The sequence below is a fragment of the Pseudomonas sp. BF-B-15 genome, from assembly GCF_019946675.1.
In the GTDB taxonomy this organism is placed as follows: domain Bacteria; phylum Pseudomonadota; class Gammaproteobacteria; order Pseudomonadales; family Pseudomonadaceae; genus Aquipseudomonas; species Aquipseudomonas migulae.
Map to the genome: position 1 here is coordinate 1 of NZ_JAGYFZ010000023.1, position 26,986 is coordinate 26,986.

Consider the following 26,986-nt stretch of genomic DNA (forward strand, 5'->3'; position numbering starts at 1 on the left):
GGCGATGGCGTCTGTGAAATCGCCATCGCCAGCAAGCCGGCTCCTACAAGGGATCGCGTGTAGACGGATCATGCGTAGGGCTTTTGATCTGCAAAAGCTTTTTGACAGCATCACATTTCAACAGGTTAGAATCGCTGGCACGCAGACTGCATGGTCAGTGTGTGCCCGCCTTTCAGCTTTCTGGAGTATTGCCTTTGAATGCGACGACCATCAACAGCCTGTTCTTGATCGGCGCGTTGCTGGTAGGTGCGAGCATTCTGGTGAGCTCACTTTCGTCCCGCCTCGGTATCCCGATTCTGGTGATCATCCTGGCCGTGGGCATGGCCGCCGGCGTCGATGGCGGCGGGATTATTTTCGATAACTACCCAACGGCCTATCTGGTCGGCAACCTTGCACTGGCGGTGATCCTGCTCGACGGCGGTTTGCGCACCAGGGTGTCGAGTTTTCGTGTGGCGTTATGGCCGGCGCTGTCGCTGGCCACGGTCGGGGTGTTGATCACCACCGGGCTGACCGGCATGGCCGCGGCCTGGCTGTTCGATCTGAACCTGATTCAGGGCCTGCTGATCGGCGCCATCGTCGGCTCCACGGATGCTGCGGCGGTGTTCTCGCTGCTCGGCGGCAAAGGCCTGAACGAACGGGTCACCGCCAGTCTCGAAATCGAATCCGGCAGCAACGACCCGATGGCGGTGTTCCTCACCGTCACCCTGATCGACATGCTCGCCAGCGGCCAGACCGGCCTGCACTGGAGCCTGCTGACCCACCTGCTGCGCGAGTTCGGCATCGGCGGCGTGATCGGGCTCGGTGGCGGCTGGCTGATGCTGCAACTGGTCAACCGGATCAATCTGGCCACCGGCCTCTATCCGATTCTGGTGATCGCCGGCGGCCTGGTGGTGTTCGCCCTGACCAACGCCCTGCACGGCAGCGGTTTCCTCGCGGTTTACCTGTGCGGCCTGGTGATCGGCAACCGTCCGGTACGCAGCCGCCACGGCATTCTGCACATGCTCGACGGCATGGCGTGGCTGGCGCAGATCGGCATGTTCCTGGTGCTGGGCCTGCTGGTCACGCCGCACGACTTGCTGCCGATTGCCCTGCCCGCGCTGGGCCTGGCGCTGTGGATGATCCTGTTTGCACGGCCACTGTCGGTGTTGGTCGGCCTGCTGCCCTTCAAGGCCTTCCACGGTCGAGAGAAAGCCTTCATTTCCTGGGTCGGCCTGCGCGGCGCGGTCCCGATCATTCTGGCGGTGTTCCCGCTGATGGCCGGCCTGCCCAACGCCCAGCTCTACTTCAACCTCGCCTTCTTTATTGTGCTGGTGTCGCTGCTTGTACAGGGGACGAGCCTGCCGTGGATCGCCAAACTGTTAAAGGTGACGGTGCCACCGGAACCTGCGCCGATCTCGCGCTCAGCCCTGGAAGTGCATGTCACCAGCGAGTGGGAGCTGTTCGTTTATCGCCTCGGTGCCGAAAAATGGTGCATCGGTTCGCCCCTTCGCGAACTGAAAATGCCCGAAGGCACACGCATCGCCGCACTGTTTCGTGGCCAGCAACTGCTCCATCCGTCGGGTAGTACGGTGCTCGAAGTCGATGATTTGCTCTGCGTAATCGGGCACGAACACAACCTGCCGGCCCTTGGAAAACTGTTTAGCCAGGCGCCTCAACGAGGCCTCGATTTGCGTTTCTTCGGCGACTTCGTACTCGAAGGAGATGCCCAGCTGGCGGCGGTTGCTGCCCTGTACGGATTGAAAGTCGAAGGCATCGATCCGGATATGACTCTGGCCAGCTTCATTGCTCACAAAGTGGGCGGTGCGCCAGTCGTGGGTGACCAGGTGGAGTGGAACAACACCATCTGGACCGTCGCGGTCATGGAAGGGAACAAGATCGGCAAAGTGGGCGTCAGATTCCCCGAAGGAAGTCGCCCGGGTCCGGGACTCTTCCTCTAAACTTCATTCTTCGTCTCGTTTTCGATCGGTCTCTATGTCAACCCTGCGCACCTTTTTCATCATGGCCCTGCTGGGCTTGAGTCTGTCTGTCGGCACCCTGCAAGCGGCGGAACCACCGTCCAGCGAAGCCGTGCAGGCGAGCCTGGACAAGATCGCCGACCGCAAACTGCCGGAAGCCGATCAGAAAGCCCTGCAAACGTTGCTGCAAAGCACGCTGACCCAGCTCAACAACAAGCGTGATTACGAGCGCAAGCTGGCCGATCTCAAGCAGCAACTCGCTACCGCGCCCAAGCAGAACATCGAGAACCAGCGCGAACTGACGCGCCTCAAAGCCAGCAGCGCCATCCCCGTGGCGCAACGCTATGGCAAAGAATCCGTGCAGCAGCTCGAGCAGATGCTGACCGAGCGCGCGACCCAGCAAAGTGATCTGCAGAAAGCCCTCGCTGATGCGAACAGCCTGGTCATTACCGCCCAGACCCGCCCTGAGCGCGCCCAGGCTGAAATTTCCACCAGCCAGACGCGCATCCAGCAGATCAATAACATCCTCAAGGCCGGCAAAGACAACGGCAAGACCTTGAGCAGCGAACAGCGCGACCTGCTCAATGCCGAACTCGCGGCACTGAATGCACTGATCCCGCTACGTCGCCAGGAACTGGCCGGCAACAGTCAGTTGCAGGACCTGGGCAACAGCCAGCATGACTTGCTCTCGGAAAAATCCGACCGCCTGGATCGCGAAATCCAGGAGCTGCAAAACCTGATCAACCAGAAACGCCTGGCCCAGTCCCAGGAGACGGTGACGCAGCAGTCCATCGAAGCGCAGAAGTCCGGCGGCAGCGCCCTGCTGGCCACCGAAAGTGCGGCAAACCTGAAGCTTTCGGACTACCTGCTCAAGAGCACCGACCGTCTCAACGAAGTCACCCAGCAGAACCTGCAAACCAAGCAGCAACTCGACAACGTAACCCAGAGCGATTCGGCCCTCGACGAGCAAATCAGCGTGCTCAAGGGCAGCCTGCTGCTGTCGAAAATCCTCTACAAACAGAAACAGGGCCTGCCGCGCCTCAAGGTCGACCGCGACCTGGCCGACCAGATCGCCGACATTCGCCTGTATCAGTTCGAAGTCAGCCAGCAACGGGAATTGCTCAGCAACCCGGCGACCTATGTCGACAACCTGCTGTCGACTCAGCCACCCGAGCAAGTCACCCCGCAACTGCGCAAGAGCCTGCTGGAACTGGCCACGACCCGCGCCGACCTGCTGGAGCGGCTGAACCGCGAACTGAGCGCGGTGCTCAACGAATCGATCACGCTGCAACTCAATCAGAAACAACTGCTCAGCACCGCGCAAAGCCTGCGGGCGACCCTCGACGAACAGATGTTCTGGATTCCCAGCAACAAGCCGCTCGATCTTGAATGGATGCGCGGCGTGCCGGAACGTCTGCAACGCCAGGTGGCGACCCTGCCGCTGGCGTCGAGCGTGAGTGAATTGATTGACGGCCTGACTCAGCGACCGTTGCTGTTTCTACCGTTGGTACTGGTGATCGGCGCCCTGCTGTGGCGGCGCAAAAGCCTGTATGCCCGACTGAACAAGGTTCACCAGGACATCGGCCACTTCAAACGTGACAGCCAGTTGCACACGCCGCAGGCGATTCTGGTCAATATTCTGCTGGCATTGCCGGTTGCGCTGGGCCTGGCCCTGTGTGGCCTGGCCCTGCAAATCGACGCTCGGGGGCAGAACGCCAACATGGGCGCGGCGCTGCTGCAAATGGCTCAGGCCTGGCTGGTGTTCTACACCGCCTACCGGATCCTCGCGCCGGGCGGCGTCGCCGAACTGCATTTCCGCTGGGAAAAGCCTCAGGTCGAATTCCTCCAGGGCTGGGTCCGTCGTCTCGGGCTGGTGGTCATGGCGTTGGTTGCGGTGGTGGCCGTTGCCGAGCTGCAACCGGCGGGGCTGGCCGATGACGTGCTGGGCATGCCGGTCGTACTGATCTGCTACGCCTTGATGACCTGGCTGCTCAGTCGATTGCTGATCAGCAGCCCGACGCACGAAAACGCCTCGTTGTTCCGCAAAGCGGTCGGGGTCATGTTCACCGTCCTGCCTGTCGCGTTGTTCGTGGCGGTGTGCTTCGGCTACTACTACACCGCGCTGAAGCTCAGCGACCGCTTGATCAACACGCTTTACCTGCTGATGTTCTGGCTGGTGATCGAAGCCACGTTCGTCCGCGGCCTGAGCGTTGCGGCACGCCGTCTCGCGTACCAGCGCGCCCTGGCCAAACGTCAGGCAGCGAAAGAGGCCGGCGATGGCGAAGCGGTGATCGAAGAGCCGACCCTGGACATCGAGAAGGTCAACGAGCAGTCGTTGCGCCTGATTCGCCTGGCGCTGCTCGGCGGCTTCATCGCTGCGCTGTACTGGGTCTGGTCCGATCTGATTTCGGTGTTCTCGTACCTCGACAACATCACCCTCTACGAATACACCAGCGGCACCGGCGCCAACATGAGCATGGTGCCAATCAGCATCGGTGACATGCTGGGGGCGCTGATCATCATCGGCATCACCTTCGCCCTCGCGCGCAACTTGCCAGGGCTGCTGGAAGTGTTCGTATTGTCGAAGCTGAACCTGGCGCAGGGCAGCGCCTACGCCACGACCACGCTGCTGTCTTACGTGATTGCCGGCATCGGTTTCGTCTCGACCCTGTCCACGCTCGGCGTGAGCTGGGACAAGTTGCAGTGGCTGGTGGCGGCGCTTTCGGTGGGACTTGGCTTCGGGATGCAGGAGATTTTCGCGAACTTCATCTCCGGGATCATGATCCTGTTCGAACGCCCGGTGCGGATCGGCGACACGATCACCATCGGCAACCTGTCGGGCACGGTCAGCAAGATCCGCATCCGCGCCACGACCATCACCGACTTCGACCGCAAGGACATCATCGTCCCGAACAAGACGTTCATCACCGGGCAACTGATCAACTGGTCACTGACCGACACCATTACCCGGGTGACCTTGAAGCTCGGCGTCGATTACGGTTCGGACCTGGACCTGGTGAAAGAACTGCTGCTCAAAGCCGCCCGGGACAACCCGCGCGTGCTGAAGGATCCGGAACCGCACGTGTACTTCCTGAACTTCGGCGAAAGCACCCTCGACCACGAGCTGCGCATGCATGTGCGTGACCTCGGCGACCGCAACCCGGTACTCGATGAGGTCAACCGCTTCATCAACCGCGAGTTCAAGAAGCAGCACATCAACATTTCGTTCCGGCAGATGGAGGTTTACCTGAAGAACCTGCACGGCCAGGAATACAAAATGGTGCCCATCGAGCCGGAAGCCAAAACCATCGTGCCGATGGCCGACGGCAAACCGCTGCAAGAGCCGCCGCCCGCCAAACTCGACTAACCGCCCTATCCCTAGCAGAATGCTCGGACATTCTGCTGGAGATGGCCGGTGAAAGCCCTCGACGAACTGACCTTCGATAATCGCTTCGATCGCCTGGGCGATACGTTTTCTGCCCACGTACTGCCCGAGCCCATCGACAATCCGCGCCTGGTCGTCGCGAGCCCTGCCGCCATGGCGCTGCTCGACCTTGATCCGGCCGTGGCCGAAACCCCGGAGTTCGCCGAGCTGTTCAGCGGCCACAAGCTGTGGGCCGATGCGATTCCGCGGGCGATGGTCTATTCCGGGCATCAGTTCGGCTCCTACAACCCACAACTGGGCGACGGTCGCGGACTGCTGCTGGGCGAGGTCTACAACGAGGCCGGCGAGCATTGGGACCTGCACCTCAAGGGCGCCGGTCAGACGCCTTTTTCGCGCATGGGCGATGGCCGTGCGGTGCTGCGTTCGTCGATCCGTGAGTTTCTTGCGTCCGAAGCGCTGCATGCCCTGAACATCCCGACCACCCGCGCGTTGTGCGTGATCGGCTCCGACACGCCGGTGTGGCGCGAAAAACAGGAACGCGCAGCCATGATCCTGCGCCTGTCACCGAGCCATGTGCGCTTCGGGCATTTCGAATATTTCTACTACACCAAACGCCCCGAAAAGCAGAAAGAGCTCGGCGAGCACCTGCTGGCCATGCACTTCCCGGAATGCCTCGAACAGCCAGAACCGTACCTGGCGATGTTCCGCGAAGTCGTCGAGCGCAATGCCGAGCTGATCGCCAAATGGCAGGCTTATGGCTTCTGCCACGGCGTGATGAACACCGACAACATGTCGATCCTCGGCATCACCTTCGACTTCGGCCCGTTCGCCTTCCTCGATGACTTCGACGCCAACTTCATCTGCAACCACTCCGATGATCAGGGCCGTTATTCCTTCAGCAACCAGGTGCCGATCGGCCAGTGGAACCTCAGCGCCCTGGCCCAGGCGCTGACGCCGTTCATCAGCGTCGAAGCCCTGCGCGAAACCCTCGGCCTGTATTTGCCGCTGTTCCAGGCTCACTACCTTGACCTGATGCGCCGCCGCCTCGGCTTCACCACCGCTGAAGACGATGACCAGAAACTGCTGGAGCAATTGCTGCAACTGATGCAGAACAGCGGCGTCGATTACAGCCTGTTCTTCCGCCGCCTCGGCGACGAGTCACCCGAACAGGCCGTCGCCCGCTTGCGCGACGACTTCGTCGACATCAAGGGCTTTGATGCCTGGGCAGAACGCTATGTCGCCCGTGTTGCCCGCGAAGGTGAAGTTGACCAGCAACAACGCCGCCAACGGATGCACGCGGTCAATCCGCTCTACATCCTGCGCAACTACCTGGCGCAGAAAGCCATCGACGCGGCGGAGAGCGGCGACTATTCAGAGGTTCGCCGGCTGCATGCGGTGCTGAGCAATCCGTTCGAGGAGCAACCGGGGATGGAGGGTTACGCCGAACGGCCGCCGGAGTGGGGGAAGCATTTGGAGATCAGTTGTTCCTCTTGAGTGACTTACGGAATGTCGCCTTGATAACCACCGACTTCGACTCCAGATCAGCTTCACTGATTACCCATTTATTCAGAGCCCGATTATGTCCGAACCACTCCTCATCCCCTGCCCCCACTGCAACGGCCTCAACCGCATCCCCGCCGAGCGCCTCGGCGATCAGCCGAAATGCGGGCGCTGCAAAGCCGAGGTCTTGCTGAGCAAGCCTTTCGAATTGAAACAAGGTGATTACGCCAGTCAGATCAAGGGCGATCTGCCGTTGCTGGTGGATGTGTGGGCGGACTGGTGCGGGCCGTGCAAGTCGTTTGCGCCGGTGTTTGAGCAGGCGGCCAGTCAGTTGGCGGGCAAATGCAGGCTGGCCAAGCTGGACAGCGAGGCGAATCAGCAGTTGTCGGCGCAGTTGGGGATTCGCTCGATTCCGAGCCTGATTCTGTTCAAGAACGGCCGGGAAGTGGCACGCCAGAGCGGGGCGTTTCCGTTGCCGCAGTTGATGAGCTGGTTGCGTAGCCAAGGGATTTAAGAACACCGCAATCAATTGTGGGAGCGAGCCTGCTCGCGATTGCTATCTGTCATTCAACATTGATGTTGTCTGACACACCGCTATCGCCGGCAAGCCGGTCTCGCTCCCACAGGGGTTCGGTGGTGCCGGGAAGATCAGGCATTTTCCAGCAGGCTATGCAGCTCGACGAATTGCTGGGTCAGCTTGTGCCGTGGGTCGAGGTGGATCAGCGGCGTGTTGGCCTGGTGTGATTCGCGCATGCGCACCGAAGTGCCCAGGTACACCGGCAGCACGGGCAGCCCTTCGGCAATCAACTCGTCGAGGATCTGCTGGGGCAGGCTGGCGCGGGCCTGGAACTGGTTGACGACGATGCCTTCCACTTCCAGCCCTTCGTTGTGGTCGTCCTTCAATTCTTCGATTTCCGCCAGCAAACCGTACAGTGCCTGACGCGAGAAACTGTCGCAGTCGAAGGGGATCAGCACACGATCGGCGGCAATCAAGGCAGAAACCGCATAAAAGTTTAGTGCTGGCGGCGTATCGAGGTAGATCCGGTCGTAATCTTCGGCCAGCTCGTCGAGCAGTTTGCGCAGCTTGTTGATCTTGTGTTTCGCCTCAAGCTTGGGTTGCAAGTCCGCCAGTTCGGCGGTGGCGGTGATGACGTGGAGGTTGTCGAAAGGGGTTTCGTAGATATCGACCTGGTTTTTCTTCGAAAACGGGCCTGAAGACAGCGTTTGCTTGAAGAAGTCGGCAATCCCCATCGGAATGTCATTACCGGTGAGCCCGGTGAGGTACTGGGTCGAATTGGCCTGAGCATCAAGATCCACCAACAGGGTGCGATAGCCCTCGCTGGCACTGACCGCCGCCAGATTGCAGGCAATGCTGGATTTGCCTACGCCGCCTTTCTGATTGAATACCACGCGCCGCATGTCAAAACCTCCGTGTATCAAAGAATGACCGAGTGTAGTAGTCCACGGCGTCGCTTAGCTACCTCGCCGGCACAGGGACTACGCAGTCAGGTGCAAACACTCACTGAAAAAGCCGCCTTCTTGTCCGGAAAAATGCTCTCGGCGCCGGCAGACATCCGTCCACCGATGTGAATAATGGCCAAACGACAGCTTTTCACGAACCAATCGGTACATTTCGTTGAGCAAAATGTAACCAGCATTTGCTACGCGCTCGCCGCAACGGGATAATGCGCGCCACTCGACGCTCAGCGTCACGTCAGGTGAATCGCCGATTTTGCGACTTGCCGCGTCAAGAAAGCCCGCAGGGGCGGGATGAATGTCTGTGATCAACTTCAACATCGCCCAATGGCGCGCGTGGGCCCCTGGGCTCGAAAGCGTGGACGATTGGCAGGCCTGGAGCCGACAACCGGTCGTGCTGCCAAGCTGCGATGCCGCCCCCGACGTCTCGTTTCTGCCGGCCATGCAACGGCGGCGGCTCAGCCGTCTGGCGCGGATGGCGTTCAGTGTCGGCTGGCCGTTGGCCGATGGTCGCCCTGACCTACCGTTGGTCTTTATTTCCCGCCACGGCGAAACCCCGCGCACCTTCGAAATCCTCAGCGATCTGGCCGCCGACCAGCCCCTGTCGCCGACTCAGTTCAGCCTGTCTGTGCACAACGCAGTCATCGGCCTGTGGTCGATCATGCGCGGCGAAACCAGCGAAATGACCGCGCTGGCTGCGGCCGGCGATGGCCTTGAACACGGCATGCTAGAGGCTGCGGCGCTGCTTGGCGAAGGAGCGCCCGCCGTCCTGCTGGTGGTCACCGAAGAGCAGCCACCCGAAGCCTATTCGACCTGGATCGACGACGTGCCCTTTCCCTACGCGGTGGCTTTGTTGCTCACACCGGGCAATGACTGGCAACTGTCCTTGAACAGCACTTCGGATGAGTTGTCCAAAGCCCACTGGCCCCATGCCCTGAATCTCTTGCGTACCCTGCTGGGCCAGCAGACCACCTGCCAACATGCCTGGAAAAATCGTGTATGGAACTGGCAACGCAATCGGTAACCGAAAAAAACCGCGACGCCTATTACTGGCGTTTGCTGGCCACCGCCGCAAGCTTCACCCTCTTCGGATTGGGCGGGCTTTGCCTGCGCCTGGTGGTATTCCCGGTGCTGGGCTGTCTGCCCGGCGATGCGCAGACGCACCGCTTGCGTGCGCGGCAAACCGTCAGCCGCTGTTTCTGGTTTTTCGTCCGGTTCATGGCCCGCACCGGCGTGCTGACCTACGACATCGAGGGCGCGGAAAAACTCGGCCGCCCCGGGCAAATGATCATCGCCAATCACCCGTCGCTGATCGACGTGGTGTTCCTGATCGGCCTGGTGCGCCATTCCAACTGCGTGGTCAAAAGCAGCCTGTGGGAAAACCCCTTCACCCGTGGCCCGTTACGCTGCACCGAATACATCAGCAACGACGGCAGCATGGACATGCTCGACGCCGCGGCCGACGCGCTGAAAAGCGGCCAGACCCTGATCATTTTCCCCGAAGGCACCCGCACCCAGCCCGGCGAAGCACCCGCCTTCCATCGGGGTGCGGCGTCGATCGCACTGCGCGGTGCGAAAATTCTCACACCGGTGGTCATCAAGGTCAGCCCGACCACTTTGACCAAGGCTGAACCCTGGTATCGGATCCCTAAACGTCGCGTGCACTTCAGTTTCCGTGTCGGGGCCGATATAGACCCACAGGCCTTCGCTGCACAAGGCCCGGCGCCTCAAGCCTCGCGCAAGCTCAATGATTACCTGCATCACTACTTTATTAAGGAGCTCGCCGAAGATGAGCGATCTGCACCGTGAAATAAAACTGTTGATCATCGATGCCCTTGGCCTCGAAGACATCAGCGTCGAAGACATCGGCAATGACCAGACGCTGTTCGGTGAAGGCCTGGGCCTGGACTCCGTCGACGCCCTGGAACTCGGCCTGGCGATCCAGAAAAAGTACGGCATCAAAATCGATGCCGACGCCAAGGACACCCGCAATCACTTCAGCAACGTGGCGAGCCTTGCGGCGTTCGTCACTGCAAAACAGGCAGCTTGAGACCGGACCATGCAAACTCGTGACGACATTTTCAACACCTTGCGCGATGCCTTGGTCGAACTCTTCGAGCTGGATCCAGAACGTGTCAGCCTCGACTCCAACCTGTACCAGGACCTGGAAATCGACAGCATTGACGCGGTCGACCTGATCGATCACATCAAACGCCAGACCGGCAAGAAAATCGCCGCCGAAGAATTCAAATCGGTGCGTACCGTCAGCGACGTCGTCGAGGCGGTCTACCGTCTGGTTCAGCCGGCCGCATGAGTCGACTGATCGGCCTCGGCCTGCTGCTCGCGGGGCTGCTGTACCCTTTCGCGGTGTATTTCGGCATGGAGCATTTCGCCCCGTGGCAGTTCGGCCTGCTGCTGGGCAGCCTGTGGCTGGCGCGAGCGGTGACGGGCGTGCGGCGACCAGGAAGCCTGTGGATGGCCATCGTCGCCATCGTGTTTTGCCTGTTGCTCGCCCTGTTCGACAGCCCTGCCATGCTGCGCTGGTACCCCGTGCTGATCAGCGGCTTCATGCTGGTGCTGTTCGGGTTGAGCCTGAAATTCGGCCCGCCGATGATCGAGCGTCTGGCCCGCCTGCGTGAGCCACGCTTGCCGGCCAAGGCCATTCGTTACACCCGCCAGGTCACCATTGCCTGGTGCTGGTTTTTTCTTTGCAACGGTTTGTGCGCCGCCGCCCTGACCCTCTGGGCGCCGCTGAGTTGGTGGATGTTGTACACCGGCCTGATCTCCTATGGATTGATCGGCCTGATGTTTGCCATTGAATGGCTTATACGACAACGGGTACGAGGCCACCCATGAATTGGATAAAACTTGAGCACCTGTTGCTCAAGGCTCAGCCGGAACGCGCCGTAACGGCCGGGCCGGTGCTGAATCACGCACAGTTGTGCGAACAGGCCCTGAGCCTGGCCGCCGGCCTGCAAGCGCAGGGTGTGCAGCGCATTGCCGTGCATCTGGAAGACGCCGCCGACCTGGCAATTGCCCTGCTTGGCGCCTGGCGGGCCGGGGTCAGCGTGTTGCTGCCTGCCGACCTGCAACCCCAGACGCGCCAGCGCTGGTCGAGCGAAGTCGATCTGTGGCTGACGGATCAGGCCGATGACGTTCAGTTGAGCGACTATCGCCATGCGCCGCTAAGTGCAGCAGCGCTGGACCTGGATCGCTGCACGCTTAGCCTGTGCACCTCCGGCTCCAGTGGCGCACCCAAACGCATCGACAAAAACCTGCGCCAACTGGCCAATGAAGTCGAAGCTCTGGAACACCTCTGGGGCGCCGATCTGGCTGAAGCCTGCATCATCGGCAGCGTCGCCACCCAACACATCTACGGTTTGCTGTTTCGGGTGTTGTGGCCGCTGTGTGCCGGGCGCTCGTTCGTGCGCAAGCAACTGGCCTTTCCGGAAGATTTGCAGCGCGCCAGCCGCGAACACCCGGCCTTCGCCTGGGTCGCCAGCCCGGCGCTGCTCAAACGCATGGGCGACAACCTCGACTGGCCGGCCTTGAGCGCGGTTCGTCGGGTGTTTTCCTCGGGCGGCGCATTGCCGGCCGAGGCGGCGCAAAGCCTGCAGCAACGCCTGCAACAGTGGCCGACGGAAATCTTCGGCAGCTCGGAAACCGGCGGCATTGCCTGGCGCCAGGGACTTGATTTGTGGCAGCCGTTTGCCGGCATCGAATTGAGCCAGGACAGCGATGGCGCGCTGCTCATTGCCTCGCCGTACCTGCCGCCCGGCCATATTGAACACACCGCGGATGCCGCGCGAATCGCTGCCGATGGCCGCTTCGAATTGCTGGGCCGTCTGGACCGGATCGTCAAACTGGAAGAAAAACGTATCTCCTTGCCGATGCTGGAACACGCGCTGATGGCCCACGACTGGGTCGCCGAAGCGCGCCTGGGCGTGGTTCAGGAAAATCGCGCATCACTGGGTGCGTTGCTGGTGCTGAGCGAGCAAGGTTTGCATGCCTTGCGCAATCAAGGTCGACGCACCCTCACTCAGGCATTGCGCCAACACTTGAGCCAGCATTGCGAAGCCCTTGCCTTGCCTCGACGTTGGCGTTTACTGCGGCAGTTGCCGCTGAACGCTCAGGGCAAACTGCCTCAGGCCGACGTCGAAGCGCAGTTGCTGGCGCCGCGTCCAAAGGCGCCGCAAGTGCTGGAGCAGGTCGAAGCCGATGGCGAATGGAGCCTGCAACTGGCGGTGCCACCGGACCTCGCCTACTTCAGCGGCCATTTCCCTCAGGCGCCGGTATTGCCCGGCGTGGTGCAAGTGGATTGGGCGTTGAGCCTTGGCCAACAGTTGATGAACCTGCCGGAAAAATTCGCCGGCATGGAAGTGCTGAAGTTCCAGCAACTGGTGCGCCCCGGCGATGAAATCCAGTTACACCTGCGTTTCGATCCGGTACGCAGCAAGTTGTATTTCGCCTATCGCAACGAGACCGCCACGTGTTCCAGCGGGCGGATTTTGCTGGAGGCTTCGAGTGATGCATAAATTTGGTGAGTGCTACGCACTCAATCGCGAGCAAGCCCGCTCCCACAGGGGGACGTCTTGCACAATTCCAATGTGGGAGCGGGCTTGCTCGCGAATGGGGCAACGCGGTCTCCCAGGTGTACGCCAACATGCATAACCCCTGCGCCGTCGTGCCCGTCTACAACCACGAAACCGCCATCACCACGGTGGTCGACGCCCTGATTACCTGCGGCCTGCCATGCATTCTGGTGGACGATGCCAGCAGCCCGGCCTGCGCAAAGGTGCTCGATCGCCTGGCTGAGCGCGAGATGGTCTACCTGATCCGCCTCGCCGCCAACCAGGGCAAGGGTGGCGCGGTCATGACCGGTCTGCGCGAAGCCTCACGCCTGGGCTTCAGCCACGCCTTGCAGGTGGACGCCGACGGCCAGCACGACCTGCAAGACGTCGCGACGTTCATCGAGCACTCACGCACCCATCCGCGCGAGGTGATCTGCGGCTATCCGCAATACGACGCCAGTGTGCCGAAAGGTCGGTTGTACGCCCGCTACCTGACGCACGTGATGGTGTGGATCAACACCTTGTCGTTGCAGATTCGCGATTCCATGTGCGGTTTCCGCGTCTATCCATTGTCACCGACCCTCGCCGTGATCGAATCGGCCAAAGTCGGCAAGCGCATGGACTTCGACTCGGACATTCTGGTGCGCCTGTCCTGGCGCAATCAGCCGATGCAGTGGCTGCCCACCAAGGTGCATTACCCGCTGGACGGCGTCTCGCATTTCCGCATGTTCCACGACAATGTGCTGATTTCGAGCATGCACACCCGGTTGTTCTTCGGCATGTTGCTGCGGGCGCCGGTGATCCTCTGGCGGCGGTGGCGAGCATGAGCAGCAACGTCGACAAAAAGCATTGGGCCGACCGCGAAGAGCGCGGCAGTTTCTGGCTGATGAAGCTCACTGCGTTCGGTGCCAAAGTCCTTGGCCGCCGACTGTTGAGCCCGCTGTTGTACGGCATCGTTCTGTACTTTTTCCTGTTCGGTCGCAGCGCCCGCCGCAGTGCCTGGCAATACCAGCAACGCCTCGCCGACTGGAGCGCTCGCACTGAATTGCGTCCGACCCATTGGCGGGTATTCGGTCAGTTCATGGCCTTCGCTGATTCGATGCTCGACAAACTCGACGTGTGGAACGGCAAGTTGAGCATCGAGCAGATCGAAATCGTCGACCCGGCGTTGCTGCGCAATCAGTTGCGTGGCAGCCGCGGGCAACTGCTGGTGGGCGCACACCTGGGCAATCTCGAGGTCTGCCGCGCGCTGGCGGAGATCGGCGAAAAGGTCACGATGAACGTGCTGGTGCACACCAAGCACGCCGAGCAGTTCAATCGTCTGCTGGGCGAAGCCGGGGCCACCAATCTGCGGCTGATCCAGGTCAGCGAACTGGACCCGGTGATCATGCTGCAACTGCACGAGCGCCTGGAGCGCGGCGAATGGCTGGCGATTGCCGGTGATCGCGTGCCGTTGCACGGCGGGCGCAGCGTGACCGTGGATTTCCTTGGCCATCCGGCAAAATTTCCGCAGGGGCCATGGTTGTTGGCCGGCCTGTTGAAATGCCCGGTCAACCTGATGCTGTGCCTGAAAAAACCCGACGGCGATTATCGACTGACCCTCGAACCGTTCGCCGATGCGATCACCTGGAAGCGCAGCGACCGCGAGCAGGTCATTCATCAGTGGGCGACCCGCTACGCCGAGCGCCTGGGTCACTATTGCCTCGAAGCACCTCAACAATGGTTCAACTTTTACCCTTTCTGGAAGACCGATGACGACGCCAACGCTTGAGCCGGTAACCTTCGGCGAACTCCCTTTGCGCATCGAAGACGTGCTGGCCTTGGCCAACCGTCAGGTGCCGACGCAGTTGCAGGCTGACCCTGCGTACCGCGAGCGCATCGCCAAGGGCGCACGATTCCTCGATTCCCTGCTGGACAAGGAAGGCGTGATTTATGGCGTGACCACCGGTTACGGCGATTCCTGCGTGGTCGCGGTGCCGCTGCATCACGTCGAAGCGTTGCCGCGTCATCTGTACACGTTCCACGGTTGCGGCCTGGGCAAACTGCTCGACGCCCAAGCCACCCGCGCGGTGCTGGCTGCACGTTTGCAGTCGCTGTGCCACGGCGTGTCGGGGGTTCGCATCGAGCTGCTGGAACGCCTGCAAGCATTCCTTGAACACGACATTTTGCCGCTGATCCCGGAAGAAGGTTCAGTGGGCGCCAGCGGTGATCTGACGCCGCTGTCCTATGTCGCCGCGACCTTGTCCGGCGAACGCGAAGTGATGTTCCGTGGCGAACGCCGCCAGGCCGCCGATGTGCACCGCGAACTCGGTTGGGAGCCGCTGGTGCTGCGCCCCAAAGAAGCCCTCGCGCTGATGAACGGCACCGCCGTCATGACCGGCCTCGCTTGCCTGGCCTATGCCCGCGCCGATTACCTGCTGCAACTGGCAACGCGCATCACCGCGCTGAACGTGGTCGCGCTGCAAGGCAATCCCGAGCACTTCGACGAGCGCCTGTTCGCCGCCAAACCGCATCCGGGGCAAATGCAGGTCGCCGCGTGGCTGCGCAAGGATTTGGCGATCGACGCGCCGACCGCGCCGCTGCATCGCCTGCAAGACCGTTATTCCCTGCGCTGCGCGCCGCACGTGCTCGGCGTCTTGGCCGACAGCCTGAACTGGCTGCGTTCGTTCATCGAGATCGAACTCAACAGCGCCAACGACAACCCGATCATCGACGCCGAAGCCGAGCGCGTGCTGCACGGCGGGCATTTCTATGGCGGCCACATCGCGTTCGCCATGGACAGCCTGAAAAACCTGGTGGCCAACGTGGCCGACCTGCTCGACCGTCAACTCGCGTTGCTGGTGGACGAGCGTTACAACCATGGCTTGCCGAGCAACCTTTCCGGCGCCACGGCAGATCGAGCGATGCTTAACCACGGCTTCAAAGCCGTGCAGATCGGCACCAGCGCCTGGACCGCCGAAGCGCTGAAAAACACCATGCCGGCCAGCGTGTTTTCACGCTCCACCGAATGCCACAACCAGGACAAGGTGAGCATGGGCACCATCGCTGCCCGCGATGCCATTCGTGTGCTGGAGCTGACCGAACAGGTCGCTGCCGCCACGCTGCTCGCCGCCAATCAGGGCGCGTGGCTGCGCAGCAAGGCCGAGGACGCGCGCCCGTTGCCACCGACCCTTGCTGCCATGCATGAAGAGCTGGCCAAGGACTTCCCGCCGGTCATCGAAGACCGCGCGCTGGAAGGCGAATTGCGCCTGTGCCTGAAACGGATTGCCGAGCAACACTGGAGGCTGCATGCGTAGCAAGGGAGTGCTTCACACTGATACGGAAATCCTCGTGCCGTTCTTTGACGTCGACAGCATGAACGTGGTCTGGCACGGCCATTACATCAAATACCTGGAAATCGCCCGTTGTGCGCTGCTGGATAAAATCGGCCACAACTACACGGCCATGTCCGAGTCGGGTTACGCCTGGCCGGTGATCGACCTGCAATTGCGCTATGTGCGTGGTGCCGTGTTCGGCCAAAAGCTGAACGTGCGCGCCAATCTGGTGGAGTGGGAGAACCGGCTGAAGATCAACTACCTGATCAGCGACCTGGAAACCGGCGAACGCTTGACCCGCGCCGTCTCCGTGCAGGTTGCAGTCGACATGGGCAGCCGAGAGATGCAACTCGCCTCACCCAAGATCTTCACCGACGCCGTCGCAAGGGCCCTGTCATGATTTTCTGCCACCCCCGCTCCCCTGTAGGAGCCGGCTTGCCGGCGATGCTCGTTAACGATGACGCGGGACACCTGACACTCCGCGGCGCTCTCAGGTTTTTCGCGAGCAAGCTCGCTCCTACAGTGTTGTGCCTGTTGCTGGGCATTCCAGGCCTGGCCCATGCCTTCGATCTGCAACAGCTCAGCGATCAACTGGCCAAACCCGATGTGATCCACGGCCACTTCATCCAGGAAAAACACCTGCGCGCCCTGCCCCAGCCGCTGACCAGCAAGGGCACCTTCGTTCTCGCGAAAAACCACGGCCTGCTGTGGTTGCTGAAAACGCCGCTGCAACAGGATTACCGCATCACCGGCAAAGGCATTGCGCGACGTGACGCCAGCGGCTGGCAAATGCTGCCTGGCAAGAGTGCCGGCGCCGAGCAGAACCGCTTGTTCCTCGCCGTGCTGCAAGGCGACAGCAGCGGGCTGCAACGGGACTTCGAACTGTCGCTGAGCGGTGAGGCGCAGAACTGGAAACTGACGCTGACCCCGCGTTCTCTGCTGCTCAAGCAGGTGTTCAATCAGATCAACATCACCGGTGGCGAATTGGTGAACACCATCGAGTTGCTGGAAACCCAGGGTGACAGCACCTTGCTGCGCATGCAGGACAGCACCGCCACCCAACCGTTGAGCGACGCGGAGCAACATGACTTTGCCGAGTGAACGCACGCTTCCACGGCTGTTTCTGATCCTGCTGCTGGCGGTGCTCGCGCTCGCCGGTTGGCAATGGCGGGACGGCGCGCCGCTGTCCGCCAACCTGATGGAACTGGTGCCGGGCACGGCGCCGGACGCGCTGGAACTGCGCGCCGAACAACGCATGCAAGAACCGCTGAACCGCGAAATGCTGGTGCTGGTCGGTCACACCGATCGCCAGCAAGCCGTCGCCATGGCGCAGAAACTGGGCGAGCAATGGCAGGCCAGCGGTTTGTTCGAAAAGGTCCAGTGGACCCTGCAAGCCGACTTGCCGGCGCTGCGCACGCAACTGCTGCAAGGCAGGTTGGCGATGCTCTCGGCAGCGGATCGCCAACAATTGATCGAGCACCCCGACGCGTTCATCCAGCAACGGGTGCAGGCATTGTTCGACCCATTCACCGGTTTCAGCCTGGTGGCGAGCCAGGATGACTGGCTGGGCCTGACCGGGCGCATCCAGAACAGCCAGCCGCAACACGGTTCGGTGCAACTGGACATCGGCAGCGGCGCGCTGGTTGCCGATGCCGATGGCAAGAGCTGGGTGTTGCTGCGGGCGCGCACCACCGGCAATGCTTTCGACATGAACCTGCCGCTGCAAGTGGCCGATCTGCTCAAACACAGCCGTGAAGAAGCGGCCCAGGCTGACGTGCAACTGCTGGCCGCCAGCGGTTTGCTCTACGCGGCCAACGGGCAGCGGCAAGCCACACGCGAGATAACCTGGGTCGGCGGCGGTGCCACTGTCGGCATTCTGTTGCTGTTGTTGCTGGCCTTCCGCCGTTTGCGCGTATTGCTGGCCTTCGTCCCGGTGCTGGTGGGCATGCTGTTTGGCGCGGTGGCGTGCGTGGCGCTGTTCGGCCATATGCATGTGATGACGCTGGTGCTCGGCTCCAGCCTGATCGGCGTCGCGGTCGATTACCCGCTGCACTATTTGTCCAAGAGCTGGAGCCTGAAACCCTGGCACAGCTGGCCGGCGTTGCGCCTGACCTTGCCGGGGCTGACGCTGAGCCTGATCACCAGCTGCATCGGTTACCTCGCGCTGGCCTGGACCCCCTTCCCGGCCCTGACCCAGATCGCCGTGTTCTCCGCCGCCGGCCTGCTCGGCGCCTACCTGTCTGCGGTGTGCCTGTTGCCTGCGCTGCTCAAGGGTTCGGATTTGCGCCCGGCGCAATGGCCATTGCGCGTCGCCGAGTATTTGCTGGCACTGCGCGAAAGGCTGTTGAAAATCGCCCGTACGCCCGTGCTGCTGGTGCTGCTGATTGCCTTCTGCGTGGGCGGTCTGTTGCAGCTCGATACCAAAAACGATATTCGCCAATGGGTCGGCGCACCGCAGCAATTGACCGACGAAGCCCAGACCATTGCGCGCATCACCGGCTACCAACCCACCAGCCAGTTCTTCCTGGTGCGAGCGGCCAATCAACAAGCATTGCTCGAACGCCAAACCGCGTTGAGCGAGCGGCTGGATCAGCTGGTCAATCTGAACAAACTTCAAGGCTATCTATCGCTGAACCAACTGGTCAGCCAGCCTAGCGAACAACGGCAAGTGCGCGAAGCGCTGAACAAGTTGCCGGCGTTCTGGCAACCGCTGCTCGACGTCGGCGTGCCGGTCGAAGCACTGAAAACCGAATTGGCGAAGTTGCAGGCCCTGCCGGTCGAAGACATCGACAGCGCACTGACCGGTCCGCTGGCCGAACCCTATCGCACGCTATGGCTGGGCCCGACCGAAGACGGCGTGGCGGCGATGGTCAGCCTGCAAGGCCTGAACAACCCTGCACTGCTGCGGGTGCAAGCGCTGGACTTGCCGGGGGTAGAACTGGTGGATCGTCTGGGCGAATTGAATAACGTGTTCGCCAAAACCCAGATCAGCGCTGCGGAACTGAAACTCGCCTCCTGCGTGCTGATCGTACTGGTGCTGATCCTGCCGTTCGGCCTTGGCGGCGCCTTGCGCATCGTCGCCCTGCCGTTGCTGGCGGCGCTGTGCAGCCTCGCCAGTCTCGGCTGGCTCGGACAGCCGCTGACGTTGTTCAGCCTGTTCGGCCTGCTGCTGGTGACGGCGATCAGCGTCGATTACGCGATCCTCATGCGCGAACAGGTCGGCGGCGCCGCCGTCAGCCTGCTGGGCACCTTGCTGGCGGCGTTGACCACGTGGCTGTCGTTCGGATTGCTGGCCGTGTCCAGCACGCCAGCGGTGAGCAACTTCGGGTTGTCGGTGAGCCTCGGCCTGGCGTTCAGCTTCATCCTCGCGCCGTGGGCCGGACGGCACGTGCAAGCGGCCACGGTCGCGGAGTCTGCAGCGTGATGGTCGTGTTGTTCTGGGCAATGGCCCTGGCGCTGTTCGCCGTGGCCACGCGTGTCGGGCGCCACTTCGGTTTGATCCCGATCGTCAGCCAGTTGTTGCTGGCCACCGTCGGTTTGCCGCTGCTGATGTACTTCTGGATCGAACCTCAGTGGCACTTGAGCGGCGCGACGCTGGTCGCACCGATCTGGCTGAAAAACCTCTACAGCCTGAGTTTCGCGCTGTTGCTGGGCTACATCCTCAGCGACGTGATCGACCTGCGCCTGGACCGCCAGAGCCTGAAAATCGCCCTGCCGAGTTTCTGCATTCCGTTCGCCGGCGGGCTCGCGACAGCGATCTGGCTGTTGCCGCCACAGCCGTGGATCAGCTCTTTAGCGGTCGGCCTGCTGTTCGCCATTACCGCGATTCCGGTGTTGTACCTGTACCTTCGGCATATCGATTACCCGGTCGCCGCGACCCGGCGCCTGGTGCAAACCGCGATCCTCATCGACCTCACGTGCTGGACCGTGTTCGCCATCGCCCAAGGCAGCCTGCACCTGAGCAGTTTGCTGCTGCCCTTGGTCTGCGCATGTGTGCCCTTGCTGCTGCGGGTACTCGGCTTGCGCCAGCCACGACTCTACAGCGGGTGTTTCTTCGCGTTGCTGGTGGTGGCCGAGCACTACAAGCTCAATGCGCTGATTGTCGGCATCGGTTACTTGTTGTGCATGGCCGCGCTGAAGGTGCCGCTGGTGCTGCCAATGCCGGCGGCGTGGATGAATCGCCTGCAGACCTGGATCGCGATCCCGTTGATCCTGACGTTCGGCATCGTGCAGATCAACGTCCACAGCGCCATGGACAGCCTGAGCTGGGCGCAACTGGCTGCGCTGCTGCTGTTCCCGATTGCCAGCAAACTGCTGGGCAACTGGCTGGGACTTGGCTGGGCCGGCGCTTCGTTTGCGGGCGCCAGTCGCTGGCGCGAAAGTGTGCTGCTCAATATTCGCGGCTTGAGCGAGATCGTCTTTCTCAACCTGCTGCTGCAACAACAGCTCATCAGCCCGCCGCTGTACTTTGCGCTGATGCTGATGGGTCTTATCGCGACATTGCTGCCGGCATTGGCCGGCATGCACCGAATCCCTTTGAAAGCTGCCGTCCCGGCAAGGAGCCCCCATGCCAATCGTTGAAATGGAACGTCGTCAGGTAGTGATCATCGGCGCCGGTCCATCGGGCGCCATCGCCGCCGCGCTGCTCAAGCGCAAGGGTCACGATGTTTTAGTGATCGAACGCCAGCATTTCCCACGGTTCTCCATCGGCGAAAGCCTGCTGTCGCACTGCCTGGATTTCGTCGAAGAAGCCGGCATGCTCGAGGCGGTTAACGCTGCAGGTTTCCAGCTGAAAACCGGTGCGGCGTTCGCCTGGGGCGAGCAGTACAGCGCCTTCGATTTCGGCGACACCTTCAGCAACGGCAAGCCGACCACGTTTCAAGTCCAGCGCGCCGATTTCGACAAACTGCTGGCCGATCAAGCCGCGCTGCAAGGCGCGGAAATCCGCTATGGCGAAGCGATCGTCAGCGTCGATATCGAGCGGGAAAAACCGCTGCTCGGCGTGCAGCGCGAGGATGGCAGCGAGTACCGCGTCGAGGCTGATTTCATGCTCGATGCCAGCGGCTACGGCCGCGTCCTGCCGCGCCTGCTCGACCTTGAGGCACCCTCGAATTTCCCGGTGCGCCAGGCGGTATTCACCCACGTCGAAGACCACATCGACCACCCGGGTTTCGACCGCACGAAAATCCTCGTCACCACGCATCCAACCAAACGCGATGTCTGGTTCTGGACCATCCCGTTCAGCAACGGCCGCTGCTCGGTGGGCGTGGTCGCGGCGGCGGAGCATTTTGCCGGTCGTGCCGAGAACCTGGACGATTGCCTGCGCGGTTTCATTGCCGAGACGCCAAGCCTCTCCGGCGTGTTGAACAACGCGGTGTGGGATACGCCGGCGCGCACCATCGGCGGCTACTCGGCCAACGTCAAAACCCTGCACGGCCCGGGTTTTGCGCTGCTGGGCAACGCGGCGGAGTTTCTTGACCCGGTGTTCTCCTCCGGCGTGACCATCGCCATGCGTTCGGCGAGCATGGCCGCCGGTGTTCTGCATCGCCAACTGCAAGGTGAACGTGTCGACTGGCAAACCGAGTTCGCCACACCGCTCAAGCGCGGCGTCGACACCTTCCGCTGCTACGTTGAAGGCTGGTATGCCGGGACGTTCCAGGACGTGATTTTCCATCCGGACAGCTCGCCGGACATCCGCCGCATGATCAGTTCGATCCTCGCCGGTTACGCCTGGGATGAACGCAATCCGTTCGTCGCCGAACCGAAACGCCGGCTGCGGATGCTGTCGGAACTCTGTGCAAGGGATGCCACATGAGCTACTTGAGCGACAACTACGTCGAGGAGACACGCTTCGGGTTCTGGTTCCTGCGCAGCCACACCTGGCAGCACCATGTGCTGCGTGTGGCGATCAATGACCTGCGCAGCCTGTTCAGCGAACCGTTGCCCGCCCATCCGGTGTTGCTGGATGCCGGTTGCGGCCAGGGCAAGTCGTTCCAGTACCTGCGCCAGACCTTTGCGCCACAGCGCCTGATCGGTGTAGACGCCGACCCGCACAGCCTCGACCTGAGCGGTGCAGAAGCCACCCGTCAGGGCATGGACGTGGAGTTGATCGGCAGCGACTGCGCCACGCTGGCCGTGCCGGATGCCAGCGTCGACCTGTTGTTCTGTCACCAGACCTTCCATCATCTGGTGGAACAGGACAAAGCGCTCGCCGAGTTCTACCGTGTACTCAAGCCGGGCGGTTATCTGCTGTTCGCCGAATCCACCGAGGCTTACATTGATACTTGGGTGATCCGTTGGTTGTTCCGCCATCCGATGCATGTGCAGAAGAGCGCCGCCGGGTACCTTGAAATGATTCGTCGCCAGGGTTTCGAATTCGGCCCGCACAACGTGTCTTATCCTTACTTGTGGTGGAGTCGCGCCAAGGATTTCGGCCTGCTTGAACGCTGGGGTCTGCGCCAGCCAAAACCCTTCGGCCAACGGGAAGAAACCCTGGTCAATGTGGTGGCGCGCAAACCGCTTGAAGGTGCTGTGTGATGTTCACTGTCAATCGCTCGAAGTACACACCTTGTGGGAGCGGGCTTGCTCGCGAAAGCGGTGGGTCAGCCAACATAAATGTTGAATGTAACGCCGCCTTCGCGAGCAAGCCCGCTCCCACAGGGGCGGCGGTGTTAATGCGATTTCTGCTCATTGGCGCGGTCCTGCTGATCAGCGCCTGCGCCAGCAAGGCACCGCTGCCCGAGCAAACCCCGAACCTGCCGTTGCCGCAGCAATTGCACATCCAGCGTCTGGCGGACGGCCAGCGTCAGGACTGGGTGCTGGTGATTGCGCGTGAAGGCCCGGGCATTCGCTGGTCGATGATGGACCTGCTGGGCATTCCACAGGCACGTCAGAAACTGATCGACGGTCAATGGCAAGCGGACGGCCTGTTGCCGCCCAACCCGGAAGCCCGTGAGCTGTTCGCGGCGTTGGTGTTTGCGCTGACGCCCAAGGATGAATTGCGCGGCAACTACCCAACGGCCTGGCAGCATGGCGCACAACGCTCCCTGCCCGAGTACTGGGAAGTCCGTTATTCACAACCGATGAGCTTTGAATTGAACCTGCCCAAAGGTCCGACGTACCAAGTCACGCCCCTGTCCGGTGAGACACCATGACCGCCTACCTCAACGCCCTCGGGGTGATCTGCGCCCTGGGCCGCGACAAGCACGAAGTCGCGCGCAACCTGTTTGCCGGCGATTGCTCCGGCATGCGCATCGAGTCTGGCTGGGTGCCGGAACGTTCGTTGCCGGTGGCCGCAGTGCGCGGTGATCTGGCGCCGATCCCGGCGGAACTGGTGAAGCAAAGCACCCGCAACAATCAGTTGTTGCTGGAAGCGGCGCTGCAAATCCGCGACGACATTGATCAAGCGATCCAGACCTACGGCCGCGACCGCATCGGCGTGATCCTCGGCACCAGCACGTCCGGCATCGATGAAGCCAGCCGCGGCCTGGCCCATTACATCCGCGAACATCAGTTCCCGGACTATTACGACTATCAGCAACAGGAACTCGGCGCACCGGCGAATTTCCTTGCCGACTGGCTGCAACTCAGCGGCCCGGCCTATGTGATTTCCACCGCCTGCACCTCCAGCGCCCGGGCGCTGATGAGTGCCCAGCGCCTGTTGGACCTGGGCCTGTGCGACGCAGTGTTGTGCGGCGGCGTCGACAGTTTGTGCAAGCTGACCCTCAACGGCTTCTCGGCGCTGGAGGCGGTGTCCGAACAACGTTGCAACCCGTTTTCGGTCAACCGCAACGGCATCAACATCGGTGAAGCGGCGGTGCTGTTCCTGATGACCAAAGTGGCTGGCGATAAACCATCGATTGCACTGCTCGGCAGTGGCGCCAGCTCAGATGCGCACCACATTTCCGCGCCGGAACCGACCGGCCGTGGCGCCCTGCAAGCGATGCGCAAAGCCCTGGGCCGCGCGAACCTGCAACCCGAACAGATCGGTTACCTGAACCTGCACGGCACCGCCACCCAACACAATGACGCCATGGAAAGCCTCGCGGTGTCGGCCTTGTTCCCGGCCGGCGTGCCGTGTTCTTCGACCAAACCGATGACCGGTCATACCCTCGGCGCGGCCGGCGCGCTGGAAGCGGCGTTCTGCTGGCTGAGCCTGAGCGCTGACAATCAAACACATACGTTGCCGCCACATGTCTGGGACGGCCAGCCTGACCCGCAACTGCCAGCCCTGAATTGGGTGACCCCGGCCGATCGCCTGGCGTCCATTGCACCTCGCTACCTGATGAGCAACTCCTTTGCCTTCGGTGGCAATAACGTCAGCCTGATTATCGGAGACGCCCCATGATTGACTGGCCGCTCGCCGAACTGCTGCCGCACGCTGGCGACATGATCCTCATCGATCAGATCCTCGCGTTCGATGACGAGCAGATCCACACCCGCCTCACCGTCAAGCCCGATGGCCTGTTCAACCGTCCCGACGGCAGCCTGCCGGCGTGGGTCGGCATCGAACTGATGGCCCAGAGCGTCGCCGCCTTCGCCGGCTGCCATGCGCGCCAGCGAGGCGATGCGGTGGAGCTGGGCTTCCTGCTCGGCACCCGCAAATTCGAATGCAATGTCGACCACTTTCCCGCCGGCACCGAGCTGACTATCCATGGGCTGCGTTCGCTGGAAGACGACAACGGCATGGGCGTGTTCGAATGCCACATCAACGCCCCCGGCATTCACGCTACCGCCCGTCTGAACGTGTTTCGCCCGCCGCAAGCCGCTCAATATCTTCATGAAACCCCACAAAGCTCTTTACAAGGCTTTTCACAAGGAACGCAGGCATGACTGAATCCGTACTGGTCACCGGTTCCAGCCGTGGCATCGGCCGCGCTATCGCGTTGCGTCTGGCTCAGGCCGGGCATGACATCGTGCTGCATTGCCGCAGCGGCCTGGTTGACGCCGAAGGGGTGAAGGCCGAAATCGAAGCCTTGGGCCGCAACGCACGCATCCTGCAATTCGACGTGTCTGACCGCGCCAGCTGCAAAGCCATTCTCGAAGCCGACGTGGAAAGCCATGGCGCCTATTACGGCGTGGTGCTCAACGCCGGCCTGACGCGTGACGGTGCTTTTCCGGCGCTGAGCGAGGATGATTGGGATGTGGTGATGCGCACCAACCTCGACGGTTTCTACAACGTGCTGCACCCGGTGATGATGCCGATGATCCGTCGTCGCGCCGCCGGGCGAATCGTTTGCATCACCTCGGTTTCCGGTTTGATCGGCAATCGCGGGCAGGTCAATTACAGTGCCTCCAAGGCCGGTTTGATCGGCGCGGCAAAAGCGTTGGCGATTGAACTGGGCAAGCGCAAAATCACCGTCAATTGCGTCGCACCCGGCCTGATCGACACCGCCATGCTCGACGAAAACGTGCCAGTGGAAGAACTGATGAAAATGATTCCCGCACAGCGCATGGGCACCCCGGAAGAGGTGGCCGGCGCGGTGAATTTCCTGATGTCGGCGGAAGCGTCGTACATCACCCGGCAGGTTCTGGCCGTCAACGGAGGCCTGTGCTGATGAAGCGCGTCGTCGTCACCGGCATGGCCGGCATCACCTCACTGGGCAGCGACTGGGAAACCATCGCCGGCAACTTCGCAGCCAACCGCAGCGGCATCCGCCGCATGGACGAGTGGGACCGTTTCACCGAGCTCAACACGCGCCTGGCAGGTCCCATTGATGATTTCAAAGTGCCGAGCCACTGGACCCGCAAACAACTGCGCAGCATGGGCCGCGTCTCGCGCCTGGCCGTCGGCGCGGCGGAACAGGCTTTGGCCGATGCCGGTTTGCTCGGTGACCCTTCGATCAAGGACGGGCGCATGGGCGTCGCCTGCGGCTCATCCACCGGCAGCACCGACGAAATCAAGGCATTCGGCAACATGCTGCTCAACTCGGTGGCCGAAGGCCTGAACGCCAACTCCTACGTGCGCATGATGCCGCACACCACGGCGGCCAACATCAGCATCTTCTTCGGCCTCACCGGCCGATTGATCCCGACTTCCAGTGCTTGCACCAGCGGCAGTCAGGGCATCGGTTACGCCTACGAATCGATCAAGTTCGGCCGCTTGCCCTTGATGCTCGCCGGCGGCGCCGAAGAACTGTGCCCCACCGAAGCCATGGTCTTCGACGCGCTCTACGCCACCAGCCTGAAAAACGACGCGCCGCAGACGTCACCACGCCCTTACGACAGCGCTCGCGATGGCCTGGTGATCGGTGAAGGCGGCGGCATGCTGGTGCTGGAAGAGCTCGAACACGCGCTGGCACGCGGCGCACACATTCACGCCGAACTCGTCGGCTTCGGCAGCAACGCCGACGGCCAGCACACCACCCGTCCAGAGCAGGCCACCATGCGCCGCGCCATGGAGCTGGCCCTGGAAGACGCCGGTTTGCAGCCATCGGACATCGGCTACGTCAACGGTCACGGCACCGCGACCGAACAGGGCGACATCGCCGAAACACTGGCGACCAGCAGCCTGTTCGGCGAACACATGCCGATCAGTTCACAGAAGAGCTTCCTCGGCCACACCCTCGGCGCCTGCGGAGCACTGGAATCCTGGTTCAGCATCGAAATGATGAACCGCGATTTGTACGCGCACACCTTCAACCTCGATGAGGTCGATCCGCACTGCGGCAAGCTCGATTACCTGCGCGGCGAGTTTCGGCAGATGAGTAATCAGTATGTGATGAACAACAACTTCGCGTTTGGCGGCGTCAACACCTCGCTGATCTTCAAGCGCTGGGTTTAAGC

General features: G+C 61.9%; 25 protein-coding genes. 24 read left to right on the forward strand and 1 reads right to left on the reverse strand.

What is annotated here, in order from left to right:
* The first annotated feature begins 194 nt into the window (after positions 1-194).
* From KGA97_RS10085 to trxC, 4 genes are all read left to right on the forward strand, one after another.
* The gene (locus KGA97_RS10085; protein ID WP_008025108.1) at positions 195-1,937 is read left to right on the forward strand and encodes a potassium/proton antiporter; all 1,743 of its coding nucleotides are present in this window, start codon (positions 195-197) and stop codon (positions 1,935-1,937) included.
* Positions 1,938-1,971: 34 nt separating this feature from the next.
* The gene (gene mscK / locus KGA97_RS10090; RefSeq protein ID WP_223480696.1) at positions 1,972-5,322 is read left to right on the forward strand and encodes a mechanosensitive channel MscK; all 3,351 of its coding nucleotides are present in this window, start codon (positions 1,972-1,974) and stop codon (positions 5,320-5,322) included.
* 48 nt (positions 5,323-5,370) lie between these two features.
* The gene (gene selO / locus KGA97_RS10095; protein WP_223480697.1) at positions 5,371-6,834 is read left to right on the forward strand and encodes a protein adenylyltransferase SelO; all 1,464 of its coding nucleotides are present in this window, start codon (positions 5,371-5,373) and stop codon (positions 6,832-6,834) included.
* An 85-nt stretch (positions 6,835-6,919) separates the two neighbouring features.
* Positions 6,920-7,354, forward strand: a complete 435-nt coding sequence (trxC, locus tag KGA97_RS10100; RefSeq protein WP_008042033.1) for a thioredoxin TrxC — start codon at positions 6,920-6,922, stop codon at positions 7,352-7,354.
* 134 nt (positions 7,355-7,488) lie between these two features.
* Here the strand turns inward: trxC and KGA97_RS10105 are convergent, their stop codons facing one another.
* Entirely contained in the window at positions 7,489-8,259 is a 771-nt protein-coding gene (locus tag KGA97_RS10105) for a ParA family protein (RefSeq protein ID WP_008025116.1), read from the reverse strand.
* 355 nt (positions 8,260-8,614) lie between these two features.
* On the opposite strand from KGA97_RS10105, the gene KGA97_RS10110 reads away from it, so the two are divergent.
* The 20 genes from KGA97_RS10110 (at position 8,615) to KGA97_RS10205 (ending at position 26,984) form a co-directional block, all read left to right on the forward strand.
* Positions 8,615-9,340 carry a beta-ketoacyl synthase chain length factor gene (locus KGA97_RS10110; protein WP_008042032.1) on the forward strand — a complete coding sequence of 242 codons (726 nt, stop codon included), beginning with the start codon at positions 8,615-8,617 and terminating at the stop codon, positions 9,338-9,340.
* Positions 9,316-10,125, forward strand: a complete 810-nt coding sequence (locus tag KGA97_RS10115) for a lysophospholipid acyltransferase family protein (protein WP_008025119.1) — start codon at positions 9,316-9,318, stop codon at positions 10,123-10,125. Before KGA97_RS10110 ends, KGA97_RS10115 begins: the two co-directional genes overlap by 25 nt.
* Positions 10,106-10,366, forward strand: coding sequence for a phosphopantetheine-binding protein (locus KGA97_RS10120; RefSeq protein ID WP_008025122.1), 261 nt, complete (start codon positions 10,106-10,108; stop codon positions 10,364-10,366). Before KGA97_RS10115 ends, KGA97_RS10120 begins: the two co-directional genes overlap by 20 nt.
* Before the next feature lie 9 nt (positions 10,367-10,375).
* On the forward strand, positions 10,376-10,630 hold the full coding sequence (locus KGA97_RS10125; protein WP_008025124.1) for an acyl carrier protein: 255 nt from the start codon (positions 10,376-10,378) through the stop codon (positions 10,628-10,630).
* Positions 10,627-11,172 carry a hypothetical protein gene (locus KGA97_RS10130; RefSeq protein WP_008025126.1) on the forward strand — a complete coding sequence of 182 codons (546 nt, stop codon included), beginning with the start codon at positions 10,627-10,629 and terminating at the stop codon, positions 11,170-11,172. Before KGA97_RS10125 ends, KGA97_RS10130 begins: the two co-directional genes overlap by 4 nt.
* The gene (locus KGA97_RS10135; protein WP_223480698.1) at positions 11,169-12,851 is read left to right on the forward strand and encodes an acyl-CoA synthetase family protein; all 1,683 of its coding nucleotides are present in this window, start codon (positions 11,169-11,171) and stop codon (positions 12,849-12,851) included. The genes KGA97_RS10130 and KGA97_RS10135 overlap by 4 nt, the downstream gene beginning before the upstream one ends.
* Before the next feature lie 128 nt (positions 12,852-12,979).
* Positions 12,980-13,714, forward strand: coding sequence for a glycosyltransferase family 2 protein (locus tag KGA97_RS10140; protein ID WP_008025129.1), 735 nt, complete (start codon positions 12,980-12,982; stop codon positions 13,712-13,714).
* The gene (locus KGA97_RS10145; protein WP_192226881.1) at positions 13,711-14,658 is read left to right on the forward strand and encodes a glycosyl transferase; all 948 of its coding nucleotides are present in this window, start codon (positions 13,711-13,713) and stop codon (positions 14,656-14,658) included. Before KGA97_RS10140 ends, KGA97_RS10145 begins: the two co-directional genes overlap by 4 nt.
* Positions 14,639-16,183 (forward strand): histidine ammonia-lyase, encoded by a 1,545-nt coding sequence (gene hutH / locus KGA97_RS10150; protein ID WP_223480699.1) that lies wholly within the window; start codon positions 14,639-14,641, stop codon positions 16,181-16,183. The genes KGA97_RS10145 and hutH overlap by 20 nt, the downstream gene beginning before the upstream one ends.
* Positions 16,176-16,601 carry an acyl-CoA thioesterase gene (locus KGA97_RS10155; protein WP_223480700.1) on the forward strand — a complete coding sequence of 142 codons (426 nt, stop codon included), beginning with the start codon at positions 16,176-16,178 and terminating at the stop codon, positions 16,599-16,601. Before hutH ends, KGA97_RS10155 begins: the two co-directional genes overlap by 8 nt.
* Positions 16,598-17,302 (forward strand): outer membrane lipoprotein carrier protein LolA, encoded by a 705-nt coding sequence (locus KGA97_RS10160; RefSeq protein WP_223480701.1) that lies wholly within the window; start codon positions 16,598-16,600, stop codon positions 17,300-17,302. Before KGA97_RS10155 ends, KGA97_RS10160 begins: the two co-directional genes overlap by 4 nt.
* Positions 17,286-19,625 (forward strand): MMPL family transporter, encoded by a 2,340-nt coding sequence (locus tag KGA97_RS10165; protein WP_008039903.1) that lies wholly within the window; start codon positions 17,286-17,288, stop codon positions 19,623-19,625. The genes KGA97_RS10160 and KGA97_RS10165 overlap by 17 nt, the downstream gene beginning before the upstream one ends.
* The gene (locus KGA97_RS10170) at positions 19,625-20,782 is read left to right on the forward strand and encodes a hypothetical protein (protein WP_008025140.1); all 1,158 of its coding nucleotides are present in this window, start codon (positions 19,625-19,627) and stop codon (positions 20,780-20,782) included. The genes KGA97_RS10165 and KGA97_RS10170 overlap by 1 nt, the downstream gene beginning before the upstream one ends.
* Positions 20,769-22,016, forward strand: a complete 1,248-nt coding sequence (locus KGA97_RS10175; protein WP_207284691.1) for an NAD(P)/FAD-dependent oxidoreductase — start codon at positions 20,769-20,771, stop codon at positions 22,014-22,016. Before KGA97_RS10170 ends, KGA97_RS10175 begins: the two co-directional genes overlap by 14 nt.
* Entirely contained in the window at positions 22,013-22,738 is a 726-nt protein-coding gene (locus KGA97_RS10180; protein ID WP_008025142.1) for a class I SAM-dependent methyltransferase, read from the forward strand. Before KGA97_RS10175 ends, KGA97_RS10180 begins: the two co-directional genes overlap by 4 nt.
* A complete protein-coding gene (locus tag KGA97_RS10185) occupies positions 22,738-23,355 on the forward strand; it encodes a hypothetical protein (protein ID WP_223480702.1) in 618 nt (205 codons plus the stop codon). Before KGA97_RS10180 ends, KGA97_RS10185 begins: the two co-directional genes overlap by 1 nt.
* On the forward strand, positions 23,352-24,548 hold the full coding sequence (locus KGA97_RS10190; protein WP_223480703.1) for a beta-ketoacyl-[acyl-carrier-protein] synthase family protein: 1,197 nt from the start codon (positions 23,352-23,354) through the stop codon (positions 24,546-24,548). Before KGA97_RS10185 ends, KGA97_RS10190 begins: the two co-directional genes overlap by 4 nt.
* Complete coding sequence (locus KGA97_RS10195) at positions 24,545-25,033, forward strand: hotdog family protein (protein WP_223480704.1); 489 nt, start codon at positions 24,545-24,547, stop codon at positions 25,031-25,033. Before KGA97_RS10190 ends, KGA97_RS10195 begins: the two co-directional genes overlap by 4 nt.
* A complete protein-coding gene (gene fabG / locus KGA97_RS10200) occupies positions 25,030-25,758 on the forward strand; it encodes a 3-oxoacyl-ACP reductase FabG (RefSeq protein WP_008039909.1) in 729 nt (242 codons plus the stop codon). The genes KGA97_RS10195 and fabG overlap by 4 nt, the downstream gene beginning before the upstream one ends.
* Positions 25,758-26,984 (forward strand): beta-ketoacyl-ACP synthase, encoded by a 1,227-nt coding sequence (locus KGA97_RS10205; RefSeq protein ID WP_223414650.1) that lies wholly within the window; start codon positions 25,758-25,760, stop codon positions 26,982-26,984. The genes fabG and KGA97_RS10205 overlap by 1 nt, the downstream gene beginning before the upstream one ends.
* Positions 26,985-26,986 lie beyond the last annotated feature (2 nt).